Source organism: Embleya sp. NPDC059237 (genome assembly GCF_042754105.1).
Lineage (GTDB): Bacteria > Actinomycetota > Actinomycetes > Streptomycetales > Streptomycetaceae > Embleya.
This window is the reverse complement of sequence record NZ_JBHZAE010000002.1, coordinates 828,425-850,147: the sequence shown is the minus strand read 5'-3', so window position 1 is coordinate 850,147 and position 21,723 is coordinate 828,425. Positions and strand designations below refer to the sequence as shown.

25 protein-coding genes are annotated in these 21,723 nt (G+C 70.7%); 13 read left to right on the top strand and 12 right to left on the bottom strand.

What is annotated here, in order from left to right; all coding sequences use genetic code 11:
• Positions 1-23: 23 nt before the first annotated feature.
• The gene (locus ACFXKZ_RS10515) at positions 24-1,343 is read right to left on the bottom strand and encodes an ammonium transporter (RefSeq protein WP_379998607.1); all 1,320 of its coding nucleotides are present in this window, start codon (positions 1,341-1,343) and stop codon (positions 24-26) included.
• 211 nt (positions 1,344-1,554) lie between these two features.
• Positions 1,555-2,448 carry an IclR family transcriptional regulator gene (locus ACFXKZ_RS10510; RefSeq protein ID WP_379998605.1) on the bottom strand — a complete coding sequence of 298 codons (894 nt, stop codon included), beginning with the start codon at positions 2,446-2,448 and terminating at the stop codon, positions 1,555-1,557.
• A gap of 142 nt (positions 2,449-2,590) precedes the next feature.
• On the opposite strand from ACFXKZ_RS10510, the gene ACFXKZ_RS10505 reads away from it, so the two are divergent.
• The 4 genes from ACFXKZ_RS10505 to ACFXKZ_RS10490 all read left to right on the top strand — a co-directional run bounded on the left by ACFXKZ_RS10505 (position 2,591) and on the right by ACFXKZ_RS10490 (position 7,939).
• Positions 2,591-3,703, top strand: coding sequence for an LLM class flavin-dependent oxidoreductase (locus ACFXKZ_RS10505; RefSeq protein ID WP_379998603.1), 1,113 nt, complete (start codon positions 2,591-2,593; stop codon positions 3,701-3,703).
• 38 nt (positions 3,704-3,741) lie between these two features.
• Positions 3,742-5,355 (top strand): alpha/beta hydrolase, encoded by a 1,614-nt coding sequence (locus ACFXKZ_RS10500; protein ID WP_379998601.1) that lies wholly within the window; start codon positions 3,742-3,744, stop codon positions 5,353-5,355.
• Positions 5,356-5,439: 84 nt separating this feature from the next.
• Positions 5,440-7,380 (top strand): exonuclease domain-containing protein, encoded by a 1,941-nt coding sequence (locus ACFXKZ_RS10495; RefSeq protein WP_379998599.1) that lies wholly within the window; start codon positions 5,440-5,442, stop codon positions 7,378-7,380.
• Positions 7,381-7,504: 124 nt separating this feature from the next.
• Positions 7,505-7,939 (top strand): SRPBCC family protein, encoded by a 435-nt coding sequence (locus ACFXKZ_RS10490; RefSeq protein ID WP_078977955.1) that lies wholly within the window; start codon positions 7,505-7,507, stop codon positions 7,937-7,939.
• Positions 7,940-8,033: 94 nt separating this feature from the next.
• Here the strand turns inward: ACFXKZ_RS10490 and ACFXKZ_RS10485 are convergent, their stop codons facing one another.
• The 3 genes from ACFXKZ_RS10485 to ACFXKZ_RS10475 form a co-directional block, all read right to left on the bottom strand.
• Positions 8,034-8,753, bottom strand: coding sequence for a M50 family metallopeptidase (locus ACFXKZ_RS10485; protein WP_379998597.1), 720 nt, complete (start codon positions 8,751-8,753; stop codon positions 8,034-8,036).
• 133 nt (positions 8,754-8,886) lie between these two features.
• Positions 8,887-9,942 (bottom strand): hypothetical protein, encoded by a 1,056-nt coding sequence (locus ACFXKZ_RS10480; protein ID WP_379998595.1) that lies wholly within the window; start codon positions 9,940-9,942, stop codon positions 8,887-8,889.
• Between the two features lie 197 nt (positions 9,943-10,139).
• Positions 10,140-10,814 (bottom strand): nitroreductase family protein, encoded by a 675-nt coding sequence (locus ACFXKZ_RS10475; protein WP_379998593.1) that lies wholly within the window; start codon positions 10,812-10,814, stop codon positions 10,140-10,142.
• A 157-nt stretch (positions 10,815-10,971) separates the two neighbouring features.
• Here ACFXKZ_RS10475 and ACFXKZ_RS10470 point away from each other — a divergent pair, with 157 nt between their 5' ends.
• The 4 genes from ACFXKZ_RS10470 to ACFXKZ_RS10455 all read left to right on the top strand — a co-directional run bounded on the left by ACFXKZ_RS10470 (position 10,972) and on the right by ACFXKZ_RS10455 (position 12,676).
• Positions 10,972-11,433, top strand: a complete 462-nt coding sequence (locus tag ACFXKZ_RS10470; RefSeq protein ID WP_379998591.1) for a MarR family winged helix-turn-helix transcriptional regulator — start codon at positions 10,972-10,974, stop codon at positions 11,431-11,433.
• 235 nt (positions 11,434-11,668) lie between these two features.
• Positions 11,669-11,995 (top strand): PadR family transcriptional regulator, encoded by a 327-nt coding sequence (locus ACFXKZ_RS10465; protein WP_379998589.1) that lies wholly within the window; start codon positions 11,669-11,671, stop codon positions 11,993-11,995.
• Complete coding sequence (locus ACFXKZ_RS10460; RefSeq protein ID WP_379998587.1) at positions 11,992-12,348, top strand: DUF1048 domain-containing protein; 357 nt, start codon at positions 11,992-11,994, stop codon at positions 12,346-12,348. The genes ACFXKZ_RS10465 and ACFXKZ_RS10460 overlap by 4 nt, the downstream gene beginning before the upstream one ends.
• Before the next feature lies 1 nt (position 12,349).
• Positions 12,350-12,676 (top strand): DUF1048 domain-containing protein, encoded by a 327-nt coding sequence (locus ACFXKZ_RS10455; RefSeq protein WP_379998585.1) that lies wholly within the window; start codon positions 12,350-12,352, stop codon positions 12,674-12,676.
• Positions 12,677-12,917: 241 nt separating this feature from the next.
• Here the strand turns inward: ACFXKZ_RS10455 and ACFXKZ_RS10450 are convergent, their stop codons facing one another.
• The 4 genes from ACFXKZ_RS10450 to ACFXKZ_RS10435 form a co-directional block, all read right to left on the bottom strand.
• Positions 12,918-13,445, bottom strand: a complete 528-nt coding sequence (locus ACFXKZ_RS10450; protein WP_379998704.1) for a flavoprotein — start codon at positions 13,443-13,445, stop codon at positions 12,918-12,920.
• Positions 13,446-13,520: 75 nt separating this feature from the next.
• Complete coding sequence (locus ACFXKZ_RS10445; protein WP_379998583.1) at positions 13,521-14,096, bottom strand: HD family hydrolase; 576 nt, start codon at positions 14,094-14,096, stop codon at positions 13,521-13,523.
• A 62-nt stretch (positions 14,097-14,158) separates the two neighbouring features.
• Positions 14,159-14,293, bottom strand: coding sequence for a 4a-hydroxytetrahydrobiopterin dehydratase (locus ACFXKZ_RS10440; protein WP_379998581.1), 135 nt, complete (start codon positions 14,291-14,293; stop codon positions 14,159-14,161).
• A 286-nt stretch (positions 14,294-14,579) separates the two neighbouring features.
• A complete protein-coding gene (locus ACFXKZ_RS10435) occupies positions 14,580-15,914 on the bottom strand; it encodes a helix-turn-helix domain-containing protein (RefSeq protein WP_379998579.1) in 1,335 nt (444 codons plus the stop codon).
• 430 nt (positions 15,915-16,344) lie between these two features.
• Here ACFXKZ_RS10435 and ACFXKZ_RS10430 point away from each other — a divergent pair, with 430 nt between their 5' ends.
• Positions 16,345-16,866 carry a hypothetical protein gene (locus ACFXKZ_RS10430; RefSeq protein WP_379998577.1) on the top strand — a complete coding sequence of 174 codons (522 nt, stop codon included), beginning with the start codon at positions 16,345-16,347 and terminating at the stop codon, positions 16,864-16,866.
• A 44-nt stretch (positions 16,867-16,910) separates the two neighbouring features.
• Here ACFXKZ_RS10430 and ACFXKZ_RS10425 read toward each other — a convergent pair whose 3' ends face one another.
• Complete coding sequence (locus ACFXKZ_RS10425; protein WP_379998575.1) at positions 16,911-17,432, bottom strand: RICIN domain-containing protein; 522 nt, start codon at positions 17,430-17,432, stop codon at positions 16,911-16,913.
• Positions 17,433-17,660: 228 nt separating this feature from the next.
• Positions 17,661-18,122 carry a DUF1707 domain-containing protein gene (locus ACFXKZ_RS10420; RefSeq protein ID WP_379998573.1) on the bottom strand — a complete coding sequence of 154 codons (462 nt, stop codon included), beginning with the start codon at positions 18,120-18,122 and terminating at the stop codon, positions 17,661-17,663.
• 70 nt (positions 18,123-18,192) lie between these two features.
• On the opposite strand from ACFXKZ_RS10420, the gene ACFXKZ_RS10415 reads away from it, so the two are divergent.
• Both ACFXKZ_RS10415 and ACFXKZ_RS10410 read left to right on the top strand, forming a co-directional pair.
• On the top strand, positions 18,193-18,777 hold the full coding sequence (locus tag ACFXKZ_RS10415; RefSeq protein WP_379998571.1) for a TetR/AcrR family transcriptional regulator: 585 nt from the start codon (positions 18,193-18,195) through the stop codon (positions 18,775-18,777).
• A 73-nt stretch (positions 18,778-18,850) separates the two neighbouring features.
• Positions 18,851-19,753, top strand: a complete 903-nt coding sequence (locus tag ACFXKZ_RS10410) for an ATP-grasp domain-containing protein (RefSeq protein ID WP_379998569.1) — start codon at positions 18,851-18,853, stop codon at positions 19,751-19,753.
• Here the strand turns inward: ACFXKZ_RS10410 and ACFXKZ_RS10405 are convergent.
• Positions 19,699-20,202: a hypothetical protein gene (locus ACFXKZ_RS10405; RefSeq protein ID WP_379998567.1), complete on the bottom strand. Its 504-nt coding sequence runs from the start codon at positions 20,200-20,202 to the stop codon at positions 19,699-19,701. The two genes, ACFXKZ_RS10410 and ACFXKZ_RS10405, sit on opposite strands and share 55 nt — an antisense overlap.
• A 292-nt stretch (positions 20,203-20,494) precedes the next feature.
• On the opposite strand from ACFXKZ_RS10405, the gene ACFXKZ_RS10400 reads away from it, so the two are divergent.
• Positions 20,495-21,499, top strand: coding sequence for a helix-turn-helix domain-containing protein (locus ACFXKZ_RS10400; protein ID WP_379998565.1), 1,005 nt, complete (start codon positions 20,495-20,497; stop codon positions 21,497-21,499).
• 11 nt (positions 21,500-21,510) lie between these two features.
• A complete protein-coding gene (locus ACFXKZ_RS10395) occupies positions 21,511-21,699 on the top strand; it encodes a DUF397 domain-containing protein (RefSeq protein WP_379998563.1) in 189 nt (62 codons plus the stop codon).
• Positions 21,700-21,723 lie beyond the last annotated feature (24 nt).

The window sequence follows — 21,723 nt, the reverse complement described above, 5'->3', positions numbered from 1 at the left end:
GGGTTCGGACGACTGACCGGAGGTCAGTCCAGTTCTTCCGCCGGCTTCGGGGTCGGGTGCCACGCCGGGCCCGGGGTGCGCTTGGTGCCGGCGAAGGCGGTCAGGTCGTAGGCGGATTCGGCGTGCACCGCCAGGTCTAGGCCGCGTTGTTCGTGGTCGGCGTGGGCGCGGAAGCCGATGGTGCGGTCGATCACCTTGGCGATCGTGTACGTCACGCCGAAGGAGAACGCGGAGACCACCACGATCGCGACCAACTGCTTGCCGAGCAGCGCCGCGCCACCGCCGTGCAGCAGGCCCGTCGGTCCGCCCGTGACGTCCTTCGCCGCGAACAGGCCGATCAGCAGCGTCCCGACCACGCCGCCGACGTAGTGCACGCCGACCACGTCCAGCGAGTCGTCGTAGCCGAAGCGGTGCTTCCAGCCGACCGCGAAGCTGCACAGGACGCCCGCCACGAGGCCGATCACCATCGCGCCGGGCAGGTCCACCACACCGCACGCCGGGGTGATCGCGACCAGGCCCGCGACCGCGCCGGAGGCCGCGCCGAGGGTGGTGGCGTGTCCGTCCCGGCGCTTTTCCACCGCGAGCCAGCCGATCAGCGCGGTACATCCCGCCGCCTGCGTGTTCACCAGCGCCTGCGCGGCCAGCCCGTTGGCGCCGAGCGCGGAGCCGCCGTTGAAGCCGAACCACCCGAACCACAGCAGCCCCGCGCCCAGCACCACCAGCGGCAGGTTGTGCGGCCGCATCGGATCCCGCTTGAAGCCGATCCGCGGGCCGAGCACCAGCGCCACCGCCATGCCCGCCGCGCCGCAGTTGATCTCCACCACCAGGCCGCCCGCGAAGTCGAGCGCCCCGAGATGGTGCGCGATCCAGCCGTCGGGGCCCCAGACCCAGTGCGCGAGCGGGACGTACACGCAGGCCACCCACACGGCGCAAAAGAGCACCCACGCCTTGAACCGCGTCCGGTCCGCGATCGCCCCGGAGATCAGCGCCACCGTCAGGATGGCGAAGGTCAGTTGGAAGGCCATGAACAGCAGTTCGGGCACCGTGCCGTGCAGGTCGGTGGGCTTGGTGCCGGCCATGAACACGCTGTCGAGGTCGCCGAGCAGACCGCCGCCCACGTCGCCGCCGAAGGCCAGGCTGTAGCCGAAGGCGATCCACACGACGGTCACCACCGCGATCGCCACGAAGCTCATCATCAGCATGTTCAGCACGCTCTTGGCCCGCACCATGCCGCCGTAGAAGATCGCCAGGGCGGGGGTCATCAGCAGCACGAGCGCGGTGGCCACGAGCAACCACGCGGTGTCTCCGGCGTTCAGGGCGTCGGGGGCGACGGCGACGGTCATGCGGCTCCCTCATGGGCCTGATGGGGTTTCAGGTCAGGGTGCGCAGCGCGGGTTTCCTGGCGTATACCTCGGTGTTACGCGCGGGTTAAGTAACCGGCCGTGTGTTACGCCGGCATTGCCCGATGGTGAGCGGGCGTGCACGGGGTGAGCGTCCCGACACGCCGGTGAAACACCGATGGCCGACCCGGCTTCACTCCGGCGCCCGGCCGCTTCACTCCGGCGCCCGCCCGCCCGAGCGCCGGGTGACCAGCCGGGCCACCGCCCCCAACCGCTCCCCGTAGTCGCCCACCCGACGGCCCGTCACGGCCTTGAGGCCGTTGAGCGTGAGGGCGACCGCGACCCGCCCGGCGGCGTCGAAGACCGGGGCGACCAGGGTGGAGATGTCGTAGGTGGTCTCCGGGTCGACCCCGATCAGCTCGTACTCCTCCTCGCCGAGCGCCGCGACCAGTTCGGCCAGCCGGTCGCGCAGCAGCGGCGCCTCGCGGGGATGTTCGGCCATACGCTCCAGCGTGTCGCCGATCCGGGTCCGGGTCGGGCTGTCCAGGGTGATCGAGTAGCCGCGCTCGCGGACCGCGCCGAGCGTGGCGGGCAGATGGATCCGGGCCGTGCCGCGTACCCGCTCGTCGAGCCGGTCCAGCCAGGCGTCCACCTCCGCCGGCGTGGACCAGGCGTGGAAGACCTGCCCGAGCGGCGGCACCATGCGCAGTCGTTGTCCCACCCGGACGTCGGCGGACGCCAGTTGCGGCCGGCCCTCGACGGCCAGGATCACCACCTCGTCGCCGATCGCCACACTCGCCACCAACTCGGTGTCGAACTCGCCCGCCAGCGAGCGCAGTTCGGCCCGAGCCAGGTCCACCGCCCGGTTGCCGCGCAGCGCCGCGTCGCCCAGCGCAATCGGCGCCGGCCCCAGCTCGTACGTCTTGCGGCGCGGATGGCGCACCAGGTAGCCGCCGTCCTCCAGCGCCTGGAGCACGGAGAGCGCGGAGGCGAGGTTGATGCCGAGCGCGGTGTGCAGCTCGGACAGCGTGTACGCCTGGCCCGGGTGGGCGGCGAAGAAGTTCAGGATCTCGACCGCGCGAGCGGCGGCGAGGGCGGGACGAACCATGAGGGCGACTCTCCGACCCGGCGGGCATCTTGTGGCCGATACCTCGCGGGGCCACACTCGGCAACACGAAATACGGGATTCGGAAACACTTTTCGATATATCGAAACATACCGGCCCTGACGCCGCCCCCGGGAGTCGCCCCATGAAGCTCGACGTGCTCTACGAAGTGGACGTGCCGCGTCCCTGGCCCGGCGAACACCCGCACGGCCAGCGGCGCGCCGAGCAGCGCGCCTACCGCGAGGCGGTGGAGCAGATCCGGCTGGCCGACCGCATGGGGTTTCACACCGTCTGGGCGGTCGAGCACCACTTCCGCGAGGGCCGCTCGCACATGCCGGCATCCGAGGTCTTCCTCGGCCACCTCGCCGGCCTCACCGAGCGCATCCGGATGGGCTTCGGCGTCACCCTCACCCCGTTCGGCTTCACCCCGCCGCAGCGGATCGCGGAGAAGGTGGCCACCGTGGACATCCTGTCCGGCGGCCGGGTGGAGTGGGGGACGGGACGCTCCACGCCGATGGAGCAGACCGCGTTCGGCGTGGACATCGCCCGCTCCCGCGACGACTGGCGGGAGGCGATCGAGATCGTCACCGGCATGTGGCGCGAGGAGTACTTCGAGTACGCGTCGGAGCGCTTCACCTTCCCGCGCCGGATGGTCACTCCCAAGCCGTTCCAGGACCCGCACCCGCCGTGCTGGATGGCCGCCACCTCGCAGGGCTCGGCGGAGATCGCCGGTCGGTACGGCCTGGGCATGTTGTCCTTCTCGATCATGCAGCCGCTGGAGACGATGGCCGCCCAGGTGGCCGCCTACCGCGCGGCGGCGGCAGACCCCACGCCGTTGACCGACGTGACCACGAACAAGGTCGCCGCGTACACGCTCGTGCACACCACGGCCGGCAAGCGGGTGGATCGCCGGGTCTGGGACTCGGTCGCGTGGTGGTACAAGAACCTGGCCATGTTCACCCTGGAATGGGAACTGCCGCACCTGACCCCGGAGGAACGGGACCGCACCTTCCCGCTCCTGAAGCCGCTGTTCGAGGGCGAGGTCCCGGTGGACACCTTCGACGCCGCCGACATGATCGTGATCGGCGACGTGGACACCTGCGTACGCAAGCTCAAGCGCTACGCGGACCTGGGCGTGGACGAGCTGATCTGCTACGTCCAGTGGGGCTTTCTGGAACACCGGGAGATCATGCGCACCCTCGAAATCCTCGGCAAAGAGGTCATTCCGGAACTGGAGAAGTATCGACCAAACAAATAGTGGGCGGGTGTGGTCGGTTGCTGGTATTTCTTGGCGCCGTGAGCACCTCCATATTCGTGTCGCGAGCGCGACGCATCATCCCCGCCGGCCTCGTCCTGGCCCTGGCCGTCGGCTGCGGCGGGTCCGGCGGCGGGTCCGATTCCAAGGCCACACCCAGGGCCGAGGCCAAGACCCAGTCGCCGGCCACCGGCACCTCCGCGCCCGCCGGAACCACCCCGCCGACGGCCAAGCCGATCGGGGCGGACGACCCGGCGCTCAAGGAGTTCTACGGTCGGCGACTCACCTGGGCCAAGTGCCCGGACGACAAGCTCACCAAGGCGGACGAGGGCATGCTCGAATGCGCGAAGTTGCCCGTGCCGCTGGACTACGCGAATCCCTCCGCCGAGACGATCGAGCTCCAGGCGTACCGCAGGAAGGCCACGGGAGAGCGGCTGGGCATCCTCGCGGTCGACCCCGGCGGCCCGGGGTCGGGGGTGCAGGGCATGACGGCGGGCTTCGCGCAACGCCCGGCGCTGGGCGAGCGCTACGACATCGTCGGGATCGACCCGCGCGGGACCGGCGGAAGCAACCCCGTGACCTGCGTCGACGACGCGGGCACGGACCGGTACAAGGGCATCGACCCGACGCCCGACGACCCCGCCGAACTGGAGCGGATCACCGCCTACTTCAAGGAGTTCGCCGACGGCTGCACCGCGCGCAGCGGCAGGATGCTCGCGCACCTGGGCACCGAGGACGTGGTCCGGGACCTCGACGTGCTGCGCGGGGTGCTGGGCGAGGACAAGCTCAACTACTTCGGCTACTCCTACGGCACCTTCCTGGGCGCCGTGTATGTGGAGAAGTTCCCCGCGCACAGCGGCCGGGTGGTGCTGGACGCGCCGATGGACCCGGCCCTGGACCGCGTCGCGGCGGCGCGCAGCCAGGCGCAGGGCTTCGAGCGGACCTTCCGGGCCTTCCTGACCGACTGCCTCAGGCAACGGGACTGCCCGCTCGACGGCACCGTGGACGAGGCCACCGGGAAACTGGCGGATCGCCTGCACCAGTTGGGCCGCACACCCCTGACGACCGCCCAGGGTCGCACGATCGGGGAGGGCGAGGTCGTCAACGCGATCTCCCAGGGCATCTACAGTGACCGGTTCTGGAAGGATCTGCGCATCACGCTGCGCGCCTACCTGGGCAACGACGCGGCCAAGGCCGCCGCGGAGACCGACCTGTGGCTCGGGCGGGACCGCAACGGCGCCTACCCCCGCGACCACACCGCGGCCAACCTCACCATCAACTGCGCCGACGGGCGGTCGTTGACCATCGCCGAGGCCGACCGACTGGCCCGAGAGGTGGAGGCCACGATGCCGATCACCGGGCCCGGAGTGGCCTGGTCGTTCGCCGCCGACTGCCGGCCCGCCGGAACCGACCGGGTCCGGCCGATCCAGGCGCCGGGCGCGCCGCCGGTGCTGGTGATCGGCTCCACCGGGGATCCGGCGACGCCCTACGAGCAGGCGCAGGCACTCACGCCGCAACTGCCCGGCGCGGTACTGCTCACCCGTGAGGCCGACGGGCACGGGTCGTACAACAAGGGCAGCGCCTGCATCGACGGCGCGGTGGAGACGTATCTGGTCAAGGGCGAACTACCCGCCGCCGGCACCCGCTGCCGCTGACGCGACCCGGTTCGGGGGGCGGGACGCGGATCACGATTGCGGCTCTCGTCCCCCTGCCGCGTCCGCGCGTTGTACGGTCCGTGAGTGACAGTCACATCACTCGCGACGTGGCCCGTCGACTACCCGAGCGACTACGCGGTGGTCGACGTGGAGACCACGGGGCTGCGGAGTTCGGATCGCATCGTTTCGGTGGCCGTGGAGGTCCTGGATCGACACGGCACCGTCACCGATCGATGGTCGACGCTGGTGGATCCCGGGCGTGATCCGGGACCGGTGCACATTCACGGGCTGACCGCCGAACGGCTGGCCGGGGCACCGACGTTCGACCGCGTCGCGGAGGATCTGGCCGAGTATCTGGCCGGGCGGGTCCTCGTCGCGCACAACGCGCCGTTCGACTGGCAGATGTTGACGTCGGAGTATCGGCGGCTTGGTACGGCGTGGCCGATGGAGCGTCGGTTGTGCACGATGGCGCTCGCGCGGCACCTGGAACTGCCGGTCGGCGACTACCGGTTGGCCACCCTTGCCGAGTACTACCGGGTTCGCCGACTGCGGGCGCACGACGCGGTGGACGACGCGCGGGTGCTCTCCGAGATCTTCCGGTACGGCCTGCACGAGGCGGCCGGCGCGGGCCTGCCGCTGCCGCTGACCGCGCCCGGCGACGAGCCGGGGCAGCGCCGCGCGGCGGTCGCGCGCGGTCGCGACGCGGAACGCGGCGCACCGGCCAAGGCGCCGTGTCCGTGGGTGAATCCGGGTCGGCTCGATCTCGGCGTCGGGTTGGTCCAGGGGATGCGCGTGGTGTTCACCGGCGAGACCGACCGGCCGCGGGAGGCGTTGGAACTGCGCGCGACCGAGGCCGGGTTGTACGTCACCGGTTCGGTCAGCGGCAAGACGTCGGTCCTGGTCACGAACGATCCGCGAAGCGGCAGTGGCAAGAACCGCCGGGCGGCGCAGGCGGGGACGCCGGTGATCGACGAGGCGACGTTCGTCGAGCTGGTGGGCCGGGTGCGGCCCGGCACGGCGCGGGTCGGGGTGGTGCCGGCGCCGCGTGGGGAGGGTGGGCCGGTGGTGGGCGCGGACGGCTCGGCGGGGGTGGTGGTCCCGGAGCGGGCCGACACCGGTGCCGCGCTCGACCCGGCCCGAGCCGCGGGCGTTCCCGCCGAGGCTGTCGCCGCGCCGGATCCGACCCAGGCCGCCGCTGCCGCGCTCGAATCACCCCGCGCCGGCGCCCGTACGGCCGTGCGCCAGGTCCTGGTCCTCCAGGGTCGCGACGAGCACCTGGACGGCGGCCGGGTCCGGCAGCTCGTCCTGGACTCCGGGGCCCGGCTTCGGATCAACCTCACCTCGACCGTGGACACCGTGGTGGTGTTGCCCGGCGCGGCGGGCGACCCCCGGATCGCCCGGGCCGAGGCGTTCGGCGCGGTCTGTCTGACCGAGGCCGAGTGGTCCGCATCGCCGGCCGCGACCCCGGCGGCGCCCTCGACGCCCGGCCGGCCGGACACCGGCCATCTGCCGCGCGGGGGCACGGTCGAGCTGCCCGGCGGCGCCAACCCCGGCCGGTGGACGCTGAACGCCTCGTGGGCCTGGGATCGCCCCGACGAGGAGATCGACATCGTGGCCTTCCTCCTCGACGAGCACGAACGGGTTCGTGGCGACGCCGACTTCGTGTTCTGGAACCAGCCGGCCGCGCCGCTGGACCTGGTCGTGCTCGACGCGTCGGGGCCGGCCGAGCAGACGGTCACTCTCGAACTGGACGTGCTGCCGCGTGACGTACGTCGCGTCGTGATCGCCGCCGCCGTCGACGGGACCAGTACGTTCGACGCGGTCGGGCCGATCGAACTGGACGTCGCGCCGTTCCAGGGCACCGCGTTCCGCCGCTCGGTGCTCGACGCCGCGACGGTGGAACGGGTGCTGCTGCTGGGCACGTTCTACCGTCTGGGCACGGGTTGGAAGTTCCGCACCGAGGGCCAGGGCTACGAGTTCGACCTCGCGGGCCTGGCCGCCTCCTTCGGCGTGGACATCGCCTAGAACCGGTCCGACTCATCGACATGACGACCACCCGACCGGCCGGTAACCGGAGTGCGATTCGGTCGCCGGGCGGCGGAGTGGTTTGCTTGACCCGGCCGACAGCAATCGAGGGCAAGGAGTGGTCATGGCGCAGGTCAGGGCAACCGCACACACGACTGTGGCGGCGGAACCGGAGGCGGTTTTCGCGGCCGTCGCGGATTACGCGGACGTGCGACCCAAGCTGCTCACCGAGCACTTCTCGGAGTACGACGTGCGCGAGGGCGGCAAGGGCGCCGGTACGGTCGCGCACTGGCGGCTGCAGGCCACCAGCAAGCGTTCGCGGGACTGCCTGGTGACGGTCACCGAACCGGCGCCCCTGACGCTGGTGGAGACCGACGCCAATTCGTCGATGGTCACCACGTGGACCGTCTCGCCCGCCGGCGCGGGCAGCCGGGTCGAGGTCGTCACGGTGTGGAACGGGGCAGGCGGCATCGGGGGCTTCTTCGAGAAGACCTTCGCGCCGGCCGGGCTGAAGCGGATCTACGACGGCGTCCTGGCGAAGCTGCCCGACGCGCTCTGACGAGCCGGAACGGGTCACGCGCGACGGAAGAGGCCGCCGGCCCCACCGCGAGGTGGGGCCGGCGGCCCCGGCGTGTTCGGGTCGGCCGGCGGGATCAGGTGAGCAGGGAGCCCGCGCCGATGCCGAGGGCGGCGGCGGAGACCAGCCCGAAGAAGCCGACCCAGAACGCGCCCGGTATCCGGGTCAGATCGGCGAGTTGGTCCGCGTCCGACCACGGCGCCCGGCCCCGGCTGCGCATCTGCTGCAACTCCAGGACCGGACGTACACCGGACACCAGCAGGAACCACACCAGCAGATAGGCGAACGCCGCCTGGATCCGGGCGCCGGCCAGCCACGAGATGGCGAAGATCACCCCGCCGGTGACCAGCAGTACCAGGGCGCCGAACAAGTTGCGTATCGCGATCAACATCAGTGCGAGCAGCACCAGCGCCACCCACAACACCATGGTTATGTGCGCGCCCGCGAGCAGCGCCGCCCCGCCCGCGCCCAGGATCGACGGGGTGATGTAGCCGGCCATCGCGGTGAACACCATGCCCAGGCCGGTGGGTTTGCCCACCGAGACGGTCACCCCGGAGGTGTCCGAGTGCAGCCGGATCCCGGACAGTCGGCGCCCCATCAGCAGCGCCACCATCGCGTGCCCGCCCTCGTGGGCGATCGTCACCACCGTGCGCAGCGGTCGCCAGGTCGGGCGGTACAGCACCACCGCGACCGCGACCGCCCCCGTCACCAACGCGAGCCAACTCGGCGGATCCGGCTGGGTCCCGACCACCCGGTCCCACATGTCCTGCAACGACACCGTGTCGACGTTGCTCACGCCGCCCCTCTCGTCCTACGTCCCGACCGCTGCCCCCGCCGCGAACGCTACCGCCCGCCGCGCACCCCCGATCGCTCGCGCACCGTCCCGTGACGCGACTGTCGCCGACCCGGGGCGCGCCCGGACCGGGCGGTCAACCGCCGGCTGCTTCGGTCGCGGTGGCGATCCGGTGGTCGGCGACCTCCACCCGGACCCCGCCGCCGAGCACGAGCCGATCACGCGGGGCGAGGATCACCTCGGCGTCCGTGGCCAGCGGCCGGCCCGGCTCGTACGTCGCGCCGTTCCAGCGCTCCACCTCGGTGCCGTTGGCGGAGCCGAGATCGACCGCGACCACGTGTTCGCCGGCCCGTCCCGACGCCAGGCGAAGCAGTACGTGCTGTCGGCTCACGTAGCGCACCGCCTCGCCGAACCGGTGCCCCCGACCGCCCAGGTCGTAGCCGTTGTCGATGCGCCCCCGGCCGAGCACGAGGGCGTCGCCCACCTCCAGCGGAAGCCGCTCGATCGACGCGCCGCCGGCATGGTCGGCCAGCGCCACCTCGCGCAGCGCCCGCCGCGCCCCCGCCGCCCGGAGCGCGCTCGCGCAGCCCGGACAGATCGCCTGCCCACCGTCGTCCACGCGCGGCCACACCGGCAGCCGCCCGCTCCAGGTGCGCGCGTACACACACGACGCCTCGGCGCATCGCCACCGGGTGCGCACGATCTCCGGATGCCGCGCCGGGTCGGGACAGCGGTCGTCGACGTCGTCCTCGGTGCGGGTGGCGGGCGCCTCGGGCCCGATCCCGGCGGGCACGAAGCGCACCACCCCGTCCGCATCACGCCGCCAGTGGTGGAACCGCTCGGGATGCGCCTCGATCCACGGGTGTCGGCGGCGAAAGTCGAGGTAACGATCCCCGCTCAGCACATGCAGCCCGCCGGCTTCGGCCCGCTCCAGGATCACCGTGTCCGCGACCGGCACCAGACTCGCCTCACCGAGCCCGACCAGCCGCCGCAACGCCTGCGCGTCGGCTGGACTCAGGGTGTACAACAACGCCCGGTCGACCACGAGTTCGACCCGTGCATCGGCCCCGTGGCAGGCTCGCCAAGCCGCCTTGGCGGCATCGACCCGAGCCAGAACCGCGCCCTCCGCGCCGGCCGGTTCCCACTCCTCGGAGTGACACACATCGGCCACATCCACGATCGCGTCCCACATACCGTCCCCCTGCTCGAACCCTGCCCCATTCCTATCCGAAACCCGCCCACCCCGCCGCGCCACACGCCGCCGTACGCGGGGGATCACCGAGGCAGGTTCGGAGGCCGCCGGTAGTCGATCTTGGGGTTCGGTGCTGGTTCGGTGATCGTCGGCCGAGGAAGTGCGTGACGTGCGGCGGCGGCGAGAGCAGTGGTGCGCTACCGCGTGGGCCCGGCGGAGCGCTGTTCCCATCGGTCCCAGTGCAGGACGTGCTCGCGGGGGATTCGGCGGGCAGGCTTGAAGTCGGTGCCGATGGTGTAGGCCAGCGGGATGAAGGCGGCCAGCATGATCTCGTCGTACGGAACGCCGAGTGCCTTGGCCAAGTCCTGCTCCAGTGGTCCTTGCGCTGTCGTCCAGGTGGTGCCCAGGCCGCGTGCCCGGGCGGCCAGCATGAAGCTCCACACCGCCGGCAGGATCGAGCCCCACGCCCCCGCTTGCACGGTCACCGGAGCGTGGTCGGTACGTCCTTCCACCCCAGGGATGACGAAGGCGGGCACCCGGTGGATGTTCGCGGCCAGGTGACGCAGGCCGTCGAAGACACGCTCGGTGGAGCCGGCGTGGTAGTTCATCCGCCACGCGTCGCGTTCGGTCAGGGGATGTCCGGTGGCCCTCGGTAGGGCGCGCAGGAAGATGTCCGCCACGGCCCGCCGCTGGGCGTCTTCGGTGACGACGATGAAATGCCAGCGCTGCCGGTTGCGACCGGTCGGCGCCTGCGTGGCCAGATCCACGCACTCCTCGATCAGGGATCGCGGGACCGGGCGGTCCAGGTCGAGGCGTTTGCGCACGGCGCGGGTGGTCGACAGGAGTTGGTCGGGGGTCAGATCCAGGGTCACGGCCGCTTCCTTCGCAGATCTTCGTCTTTGGACAGACCATCTGCCATCAGATGATTGGCGAGCATACAAATCCAATGAGTGGTGCGCAAACAATCTTGATGCAGATTAGTTTTGGTAGGGTCGACGAGTGACCGCCGTACACGCAGAGGAGGTGGGCATGCCACCCAAGACCGCAAACCGCGAGGCCGGCTACTTTTCGAGGCTTGCCGCGGAGCGCCCGGACATCGCGCTGTGCCGGGCCTCGACGGTCGTCGCCCGCGCCGCGGAAGCCCGGGCAAACGAGTCCGGGATCGGCGTCGGGCAGCATCTGGTGCTCAAGATGCTCGCCGAGGTCGGCCCCGGCTCGCAGCGAATCCTGAGTGACCAACTGCGCATCGACCGCAGCGTCATGGTCGGCATCTGCGACGGCCTGGAGCAGGCGGGCCACGTACGGCGCGAACGCGACGCGGGCGATCGCCGCGCCTACGCCGTCACGATCACCGACTCGGGCCGCCGGCTCCTCGCCCGCGCCGAGGACGCGGTACCCGAATTCCTCGACGCCACCTTCGCGGACCTCACCCCGGCCGAACGCGAGCAACTCTCCGCGCTGCTCGCGAAAGTCCTGCGGCTCCGCCCCTGACACGGACCCGGTCGTCTTCGAAGAGGACCCGGGCACCTCCATCCACCGCGGCCCGCACCCGGGGCTGAAGGCCGCCCCGACACTCCCCCGCCGAGATCGACTCCCGGCGGCTTCCGGGCCTGCCTCGGCGATCCCCTACTCGCGTGGCCGACGGTTGGCATCGCCACTACTCGGTGATACTTCATAGTGGTACTCGGTGTCACTCAGTACCAGGGGAAGCCGAGGAGAACTCGCGATGGACGACTTGACGGAGATGTTGAAGGGCACGCTCGAAGGTTGCGTGCTCGAAATAATCGATGGCGAGGAAACCTACGGCTACGCCATCACCCGTCGGCTGAACGAACTCGGCTTCGCCGACGTCGTCGAGGGGACGGTGTACACCATCCTGCTGCGACTGGAGCGCAACGGCTTGGTCCAGGTGACGAAACAACCGTCCGGGGTCGGTCCGCCGCGCAAGTTCTACGCGCTCAACGACGCAGGACGCGAGCAACTCGCGAGGTTCTGGGCGAAATGGCAGTACGTCTCGTCACGCATCGACAAGCTCAAGGAGGGCGGCGGATGAACTTCCGGGAGACCATCACCGGCAGCGATCTCACCAGGGAATGGAAGGCGTTCGAGGCCCGGGCCGAGGCCCTCCCGGACGACCACCGGGCGGCGTGGGAACAGATCAAGGTCAACCTCTTCCCCTACGGGGACTTCACCGGCCGCAACCTGATGCCGATCCTCGACGGCGCGCTGGGGCTGCTCGAGGAATCGGCGGCGGATGGGCAGAGCGCCCACGAGGTGCTCGGCGACGACATCCCGGGCTTTTGCTCGGCCCTGGCCGGCGGCGAAGGAGCCCGTACCTATCGCGACCGGTGGCGCGAGCAGCTGAACAGGAACGTGGCACGGAAACTGAGCCGGCTGGGAGGCTGACGTGAGCATCCGGGACATCATCGAGGGCAAGAAGCAGTGGCGGGCGCACATGGCTCGGGTCAAGGCGCTCCCGCCGGACTACCGCATCGTCTACAAGGAAATGCAGACGTACCTGTTCAAGGTCGGCCCGCTCGACCTGCCCGACGGGCCCCTACTCCCGGGAATCGTCGACTTCTTCGAGGAGGGCGCCGCCGCGGGCAAGGGAGTCCTCGAACTCATCGGCACCGACGTCGCCGCGTTCTGCGACGAACTGATCAAGGGCTCCCGCACCCATGCGGACATCCTCCAGGAGGCCATCGGCGGTCGACCCGGCCCGGCCGAGCGGTAGAACCACCCGCCTCGCACCGGTTGCCCCGGTCCGCAGACGCGGAGCGCAGAGACCGTGCGCAGCCGTCACGAACCACACCGCGCCTGGCCGTCGAAGTGGCCCGCTGGAACCCGCCCGGTGGGCATCGCCCCGGGCAGCACTCGGCGGCTTGCGGCGAGCGGCACGACAGGGCCAACGGTTTCCGAGCCGGGTTGCCATGATCGCCGATCGGGGCGTGCGGGTGGTGGAGGTATGGGTCCGGTCAGCCGCCGGTGGCGTGCTCCGCGAGCGTGTCGAGGGCGAGGTGCCAGGGGTAGGTGGGGATGCGGGTGTTGCCGGTGCCGGGTGGGTGTGGGGTGAAGTGGGGTTCGCCGTAGAGGACGTGCACGCCGCAGGAGCGCAGTGTGGCCACGGCGCGGTCGACGGCGGGGTGGGCGGCCTGGGCGGTGTTCCAGAACGGCAGCGCGGCGATGGGCAGGCGCAGGCCGATGGCTTCGGTGAGGACGCCGAGCGCGTAGGTGTCGGCGTGCCCGTCGGCCCATTTCGTGAGGGTGTTCATGGTCATGGGCGCCACGGCCACGGCATCCGCCTTCGGCCACCGCCCGGCCTCGTCGGCACGCCGGTAGCGGTGCCGAACGGCCCGCCCCGAAGCGTCCTCGACGGCGGCCACATCAACGAACCCACCACTCTCGGCCGCCGGCGTCGCGATGGCGCACACATCCCACCCCCGCCCGACCGCATCCCGCACCAAGGCCACAACACCCGGCGCAGGCCCCGCCGCACAAACCACGAGATACAACACCCGACTCACGGCAGCCCCCGATCACACAGCCGGCCAACACGCTTTCGAACCCCGCGCGTCCGGCTACGACTCGCCCATGGCCTCGCGAAGCCAGTCGAGCGAGCCGGTCTCCAGGAGTTCGGCCGCGATGCGCCTGGCGGACTCGGTGCGGATCCGCTTCTGCGAATTCACGATCCAGCGCTCCACGTTGGCATACCCCCGGTCCCGATACTCGATCGCCTGCACCAGGCACTCCAACTTGTCCGCGTCACCCGCACAGACCGCCTCGGGCGTCTCCCGCGCCTCGTACTCGCCCACGATCGACCGCATCAGCGCGCCCAACCCGGCGGGCATGCCCTTGGACTGGTCCGCGACGATGGCCACCGCGTCCCCCTTGCCGACGTACTTCTGACTGATGTGCGCAAGATCCCCGGTGCGACTCTCCCCGGTGTCGTGCCACACACTCAACAACGCGGCCCGCGCCGGATCGGCACCCTCGGCCTCCGCGATGACCGAGGCCAAAAGCGCGGCCCGCCACGAATGCTCGGCCACACTCTCCGGATCCTTGACCCCGGCGATCCACCACCCGGTGCGCTTGTGATTCTTCAGCGTCCCCGCCTCGAAGAGGAAGTTCGCCACCGCCCGATCTCCGCCGGCCACACCATGCTCCTTGCCGTGTCTCGTGCCCTCGCAGCGTGTCGTGCGCTTTCGGGCGCCCGGCGCTATGCGTTGACGATCTTGTCGATGGCGTCGGCGAGCTTGAAGTCGAGTTCGGTCACCACGCCCCCTGCGGAGTAGGTGGTCAGGCTGAACCGAACCTGCTGCCAGTGCAGTTCGACATCCGGGTGATGCTCCATTTCCTTTGGCGACCTCCGCAACCTCGACGATCAGTCGCACGCCGTCGTGATAGTCCACGGCGTAGGACTTCGAGATGCGCGTCGAGTCTCCGGACCAGCCCTCTCGAACCGCCAACCGAGCTGTCACGTCGGCGGCATCGAGGGGTGTGCGCTTGCCCATGAGATCCGTCCTCCTCTGTCTTTTCCCGGCCACCGCCCGGGCCGGCCACTGGGCACTCAGCCTGACGCACCCGAGGTTCGCGACGCCAGGGTCCGAGCCGCCGCCAGGAGTACGGTGGCGAGTCGGCTACGGGACGACTTCCGCGAAGCGGTCACGGAACTCGCGCACCGACGGCACCGACTCGTGCCGAGCGAGCCGATCGGCCAACAGGGACAGCCGGGCGTGGCTGCGTGCCGAGTCGATGCCGGCCGCGATGTCGAGTACCCGCATGGCGATACCGGCCGCCTCGTCGACTTCGCGCGCCTGGAGGTACGCCTCGGCCAACCACGACAGGTAAAGGGACACTTCCCTCGTGTGTCTCGCGTCGTACCGGTCGACGGCGCCGCGCAGCAGCGGCTCGGCACGCAGCGGTCTGCGGAGTTCGGTGTAGCAGCGGCCGGCCATGACGTCCATCTCGTTGCGATTCAGCCAGTACACCCACTCGGGCTCCTCGTCGCCCGGTCGGCCGCGCTCGAACGCGTCGTCGGCGGCACCGAGTGCCCGGTCGCACTCGCGGGGTTGGTCGGCTCGGGCGTGGGCCCATGCCACGCGTTCGAGCAGGAGTGCGCGCACGTCGGCGGTCGCCTCCCTCCGGCCTCCCGCCTCCGCCGACCGGGCGACCAGGACGGCCTCGGCTTCCCGGCCCGTGTTGGCCATTTGGTACGAGAGCGTGGACAGAAGATTCGCCGCGAGGGGCCGGTCGCCCGCGCCGTGCGCGAGCCGCACGCCGGCGAGGTAGTCGCGCTCGGCTTGTGCATGCATCCCGAGATCGGACGCCACCCACCCGGCGAGCTGGGCGAGTTCGGCCCCCACCGTCAACAGGGCCCGGCCGGTTTCGTCGGTGTAGGCACCTTCGCGGAGCACGCGGAGGGTGTCGGCGAGCTCCGTGGCGATGACGGGGTAGAGGTCGGTGCCGCCGACAACGTCGTCCATGCGTCGAAGGCGGTCGCCGCGGAGTCGGATGGTGTCGGCGAGCGCGGCTCCGACACGCCTCCCGGAGCGCATCTCGTAAACCTGGGGCGCGTCCGCGAGCAGCCATTCATGCGCCACCCGCGCGGCGAGCCCATCGACGTGATCGGCGGTGAAAGCGTGGGCGACGGCCTCCGCGTCGGCCCGAGTCCATTGCTCGGTGCACCACGGTGCGGCCGAACTCGGTGTCGTCGATCCGAGGTGGCCGCGGCGCCCGCGCAACGGGGCGGCAGCGACTTCGAGTTCTTCCCGGCTGATCCCAAGGACGGTCGAGATCCAGGGCAACCATCGGGTGGGCAGGCGGGTGCCACGCTCCCAACGCGAGACCTCATGCCTGGTGACCGTGGCGTCGCCGGACGCCGCGCACAGCAGATCCGCGAGGCGTTGTTGGGTCTTGCCTTGTTGCCGCCGCACGCGCGCAATCAGCGCGCCGACGGGCTCGTGCTCGTGCATGGTCGCCCCCGACATAGTGCACATGTCGTACTGCCGGCCCCCAGTGTGGCCCACCCAAGGGCCCACATGGAGGCTCCTTGCCGAAGCCGTACGACGGAGTTCCCTGGTCACATGCAACCTACGGCGATCAAAGGAGCAGAGACGATGGCGACACAATCCCCCGACCGAGTGCATGTGGGACCGTCCGGCGACGAGGCTCGTCCGATTCGGATCCTCGCCCCGGGCCGTACGCCCATGGATGTAACGCGCGCCGAGTTGGCCATGTTGCTGACGGAAGGCCGTGGATATCTGGTGCGAACACTCCCCACGCCACCAATGGGCCGGATCTCGAACTCGGGCGGCTGAACCACGCCCGACGGCGCGGCCCGTCCCGCGACCGTTTCCGGCGGCCGGCGCCGGCCCCCGAACCACCGCGTGCAAGGAGAGGACCATGCTCTTGTCATCCCACGACCGGCCGGCCGCCCTCGTGCGCCTCGTTGCCGCCGTTGCCGAGCGCGAGCGGCTTCACGGTCGGCTGCCGGACCCCGCGACGACGCCTCGCCAACGGCGGGACGCGCACCGCCGGGCATGCCGCGCCGCCGGAGCGGCGCTTCGAGGCGCGGTCGATGATGCGTACCGGGCCGGGGTGTCCGTCGAAGTCGTCGCCCGTGTGGTCGGGTTCTCGCCCGGCTACGTGCGGATGATCCTGCACCTCGCGCGCACCGCCCCCGATCCGGTGCCCTTCCATGTCCCAGGAGAACTCGTGTCCACCTCACCTCCCTGGTCCGTCGGCGAGCACCTGTGGCGCAAGCTCGACGGCGGGCGGCATCACCATCTCGGCACCATCACCCGCGTGTGGCACGACGGCGACCGGTGGATGGTCGAATACGACTACGGCGCCCTCGCCGACAAGACCACCACCGCGCCCGCCGCCGAGATGTATCGGGCCGGGCCCATGACCCGGCCCGTTTGACCATCGCACGCCGCCGAGGCGGTTCGACGCTCTGATTTGCGTCGTCAGGGCTGCAGGTACCAGAAGTGGTCGTTCCAGGGGCCGCAGCCCCAGGTGATGGACTTCGCGCCCGGGAGCATGCTGCCGCCCGGTATGCCCATGCAGTTGTAGTTCGAAGCGACCTTGAGCTGGAATTTGTCGCCCTCGGGAACGAAGGCCCACAGCTGGGACTGGTAGGTGGACGCAGACTGTTCGGTCTCGCAGTAGCCGAGGTAGTTCGTGTCACCGGCAGTGGAGCCGGCGGTGATGCACAAGGAGGGATTCTCCGGGTGGCGCAGGCGGAGCCACATGACCATGTACATGCCGACCTCTTCGACCTGCCACTTGGTGTGGCCGGAGCCGCAGTCGACTTGCACGACGCTGTCCCAGATCACCGGCGCTCCCCGTTCGGGTTCCAGGCACAAACCGGTGCCCTGGTTCCGGATCTTCAGGGTGTACGTCCCGGCGTCGGCCGGCGGCGCGGTGACGGCGAACAGTGCAGCCAGTGCGACGGCGACGAAGGGTAGCCTGCGGAAGAGCTTCCTCATGCGCGTGTCCTTGCCTCGGTTGACGTTCTTCGGATGGGAGAGCGACCAAGGTTGTGCCTTGCACGGACTGCGCCCACGATGGGGCCGGGGCAGGTTATTGGGAGCCCGCGAAACAATCAATCGTTTCGCAGGCCGGGTGGGCTGCGGGGCCGCCGCGTTGCGCTCGGGCGGGTCGCCGGGCAGCCACCGAACCGGCATGAGGGCCGACTGCAACGGGATTCGCAAAGCTCAGGAGTCTTTGTGCCCCCCGTCCGCGTCGTCCGCTCCGTCCTCGTCTCCGCGCGGCCAGATGGCGATCGCGACGAGGACGGCGGCCCAGATGCCGAGTGGTGCGAGTGGCCAGTAGGGGGCCGGTTCGCCCTTGAGTACGGAGCGCGTTCCCCATACGGCGGTGAGGATCACCGCGCCGCCCAGCCAGTAGAGCCATTCCCTCAGCCATGCGCGCAGGTCCCGGCGATCTCGTTCCGCCCGCGCGGCCGGGGTCGCTCGGTTACGTGTCGACGGCGCGGGCAGATCGGCGGTGAGCGACGCCAGTTCACCGAGCAGCGTGGCGGTGGCGGCGCGCGTCGCGCGCTCGTCGTACTCGCCGCGGTCCAAGCGGCCCTCGGCGTAGCCGGCGGCGAGTCGCGCGAGTGTGGCGTCGCGGTCCTGGTCCGACGCGCGCATCGCGAGATCGAGTCGAGCATCCACGACAATCTCCTTCCGGGCGGTCTTTGAATCTTTAGAATACAGTCGTATCCGAAACTTGTCGGGAGGTCCGATGCCCAAGGTCGTCGACCGTGCCGCACAACGTCGCGCGATCGGCGCCGCGCTGTTGGATCTGGTGTCCCGCAACGGCCTCGACGATGTCAGCGTGCGCACCGTCGCCGCCGCCGCCGGCCGCTCCGCCGGTGCGGTCCAGAAGTACTTCCGCACCAAGGACGAAATGGTGCGCTTCGCCGCCGAGTTGGCCGGCGAGCAGGTGGAACGGCGGTGGGCCGAGGTGGACGTCACCGGTCCACCGCACGAGGTGTTGCGCCGCCTGGTGCTGACCACCCTCCCGCTGGATGACGCCCGGCGCGCCGAGGCCACCGTCCGCTTCGCCTTCGTCACCCGAGCGGTCCACCACCCCGGTCTCGCCGCCACCCAACGCGAGATCGACGTCGACGTCCGTACGGCCCTGGCCGACTGGCTCCTCGCCGCCGCACTTCCCACGCACGAGCGCGCCGATTGCGAGCAGCTCGCCGACGCGGTGATCGCCCTGTCCGACGGCCTGGCCATGCGCCTGCTCTACACCCCCGACGCGCAGGACGAACTGATTCCCGGCCTCGACCGGGCATTGCGGGCACTCCTCACGCACCACTGAACCCGGCCGCCGCACGCAGGAGGGCGGAGCCGCGCGAACCGCCCGTCGGCACCGGCCGGAGTAACGTGCGTACGTGTCCTCGATCTTGCCCGGTACCCTCGCGCTCTCCGCCCAATCCACCACCACGGCCGCGTTGTTGGCCGAGGTCGCCGTGGCGCGTGGGATGGCGGTTGCCGTGCTTACCGGGCCCCTGCCCGATCTGCGGGGCGTAGCGGCCTACTACGGTGGGCCCCTGTTCGGTGACACCGTTGCCGCATCCCTGGACGTGGCCCTTCTGGAGCCCGCGGACGGCTGGTTGACCGCGTTGCCGGAGCGGTGGACGCGGCGGGGGATCGCCGCGACGACGATGGGTGAGGCACGGCGGTTGCGGGTGCCCGCGTTCGTGAAGCCGCCCAGCGACAAGTCGTTCGAGGCGGCCGTGTACACGGATGGCACCCGGTTGCCCGCCGGTGTTCCCGACGCCACACCGGTGCTGGTCGCCGAGATCCGGACCTGCGTCGTCGAGTACCGGCTGTTCGTGCTGGACGGCGTTCCGCATACGGGCTCGCGCTACGCGATCTTCGGCCGGCTCGACCCGATGCCGCTGATCGACGATCCCAGGGCCGGGGAAGTGTTCGCCTTCGCCCGCGACCTGCTCGCCGAGCACGGCGCGGGGTTGCCGAGCGCGGTGGTCCTGGACGTCGGCCTGGCCGGCACCGCGGACAGCGCCGAGGAGCACTGGGTGGTGGTCGAGCCCAACATGGCCTGGTTCAGCAACATCTACGCCGCCGATCCGGCCCGCTGCCTGGACGTGATCGTCGCCGCCGCCGGCCCCCGCGTCGCACTGCGCCCGACCGACACCCGCTTCACCCGAGCACGACCCGACACGCCCGCCCACCGGCTGAACCACCCCCACCTCCCCGCGATTCGGTGCCCGTTCGCCTACGCCCCGCCGGAGGCACAGGCCCTCGGTGTGTCGGCCTCGGCGGTCAGGTAGGCGTCGGCCAGCGTGGTGACGCAGGTCAGGTTCGTGCCGAGGCCGGGGCGGATGATCCAGGTCATCGACGAGCCCGGGTGCGGGCGCGGCCCCGGGAGGGTGAGGCAGCCGCCGTGGCCCACGTAGTGGTAGCGGGTGCCCTTCGCCGGGCCGACCGCGCCCTGCCAGGCCTCCGCGCTGCCCGGTCCGACCAGGTACGCCCACTTGCCCGCGTGCTCCTCGGCGATCACCGTCCCCACGGGCGCGCCCGCCGCGACCAGCAGCGCCAGCACCGCCCGGCCCAGATCGGCCCGCACCACCACGGCGTCGAACAGCCGGCCGGTGTCCGCGGCGCGGCGTGCGCCGGGGTTGGTCAGCCAGGTGTACCGCGTGTCGCGCGGATCGCGGGTGGCGGCACTGATCCACGCGATCCCGGCCTGATTCACGCCGGCGTCTTGCTCCCGCAGCACGATTACTCGCCTCCCAAGGTTCGGGACACCGGCGCGGCCCCGGGCGCGACCGGACCCCCACGAGCCCTTCGGCAGGTGCTCGACGGGTCGCTGTAAGTAGCGTCCTCGGTACGGGCATCAAGTGCAAGTCAAACAAGTCACCCGACTTGCATCGTGTCGGATATGAGTACCATGACGCCCACTCCTCGGGGCGAACTCCCGGAATTCCGCAGAAAAGCCCTGAGTATTGCGAAAAGACACGGCAGTGGTCGGTGCGGATCGGGATCGGATCGGATCGAAAGCGGGAGGAACCATGGGCGCCGAGCAGTACCCGACGGTGCGCAGGCGCGTCCTGGGTGCCAACCTGCGTCGGCTGCGTGAGGATTGCGCGCTGCTCCTGGAGGACGTGGCCGACGCCCTCTCCTGCCATCCCGCCAAGGTGAGCCGGATCGAGTCCGGCCGCAGCGGCATCCGGGCGCTGGACCTCAAGGCGTTGCTCGATCTGTACGAGGTGGCCGACCCGGCCACGCGCGAGGGCTGGTTGGCGCTGGCGCGCGAGGGTCGGCGGCAGCGCTGGTGGCGCGACCTCGCCGACCGACTCCCGCAGGACTTCCTCGACCTGATCGGCCTGGAGGCCGAGGTCGCCTCCTGTTTGGGCTTCCAACCCAGCATCATCCCGGGGCTGTTCCAGACCGAGGCGTACGCGACCGCCGTCATCCGCGGCGGCACCGTGGGACCGCTCGACGAACAGTGCCGGACCCGGGTCCGGGTGCGGCTGGATCGGCAGCGCGTGCTGACCCGTGAAGAACCGGCGCCGATGCGGGTGTTGATGGTCATCGGCGAGGCCGCGCTGCGCCAGGAGATAGGCGGCCGGCAGGTGTTGCGCGAGCAACTCCTGCGCTTGATCGAAATTGCCCAACTTTCGAACGTGACCGTGCAGGTACTACCCTTTTCGGCAGGCGCCTATCCGGGCGGCCCCACGCCGTTCTCGATCTACGGGTTCCCTCCCCCCTCGGGGATGGAAGTGGTTTCGCTGGAGAACTTCACCAGCCACGCCTACCTGGAAAGAGCCCAGGACACCGCTCACTACGGCAAGGTTTTCGCGGACTTGCGGGGAATCGCGCTGAGTCCCATCGAGTCCGAGGCCTTCATCGCGTCCAGTGCCAAGGAACTCGCAGGCCGATCGTCCTGCGCACCGACCACCTCGCAGCCCCCTCGCGGCCCCACCGACTCGCGGACCGAAGAGCCGAGCAGTCCGGTACCCGAGCAGCCGAATAACCGAGTAGTCGAGCAGCCGAGTAGTCGAGTAACCGAGTAGGAAGAGTGCCGATGCCTGAGAACTCACCCCTTTGGGTCAAGAGCAGCTACAGCATGCAGAACGGCGACTGCACCGAGATCCGTCCGCACCCGGACGGCCGCACCGACGTACGCGACAGCAAGGACCCGGCGATCGGGCTGCTGACCCTGACCCGGGCGCCCTGGGCCGCGTTCGTCGCCGCACTGCGCGCCGACGCCTGACCGATCCGCCCGCGTACCCGCAGC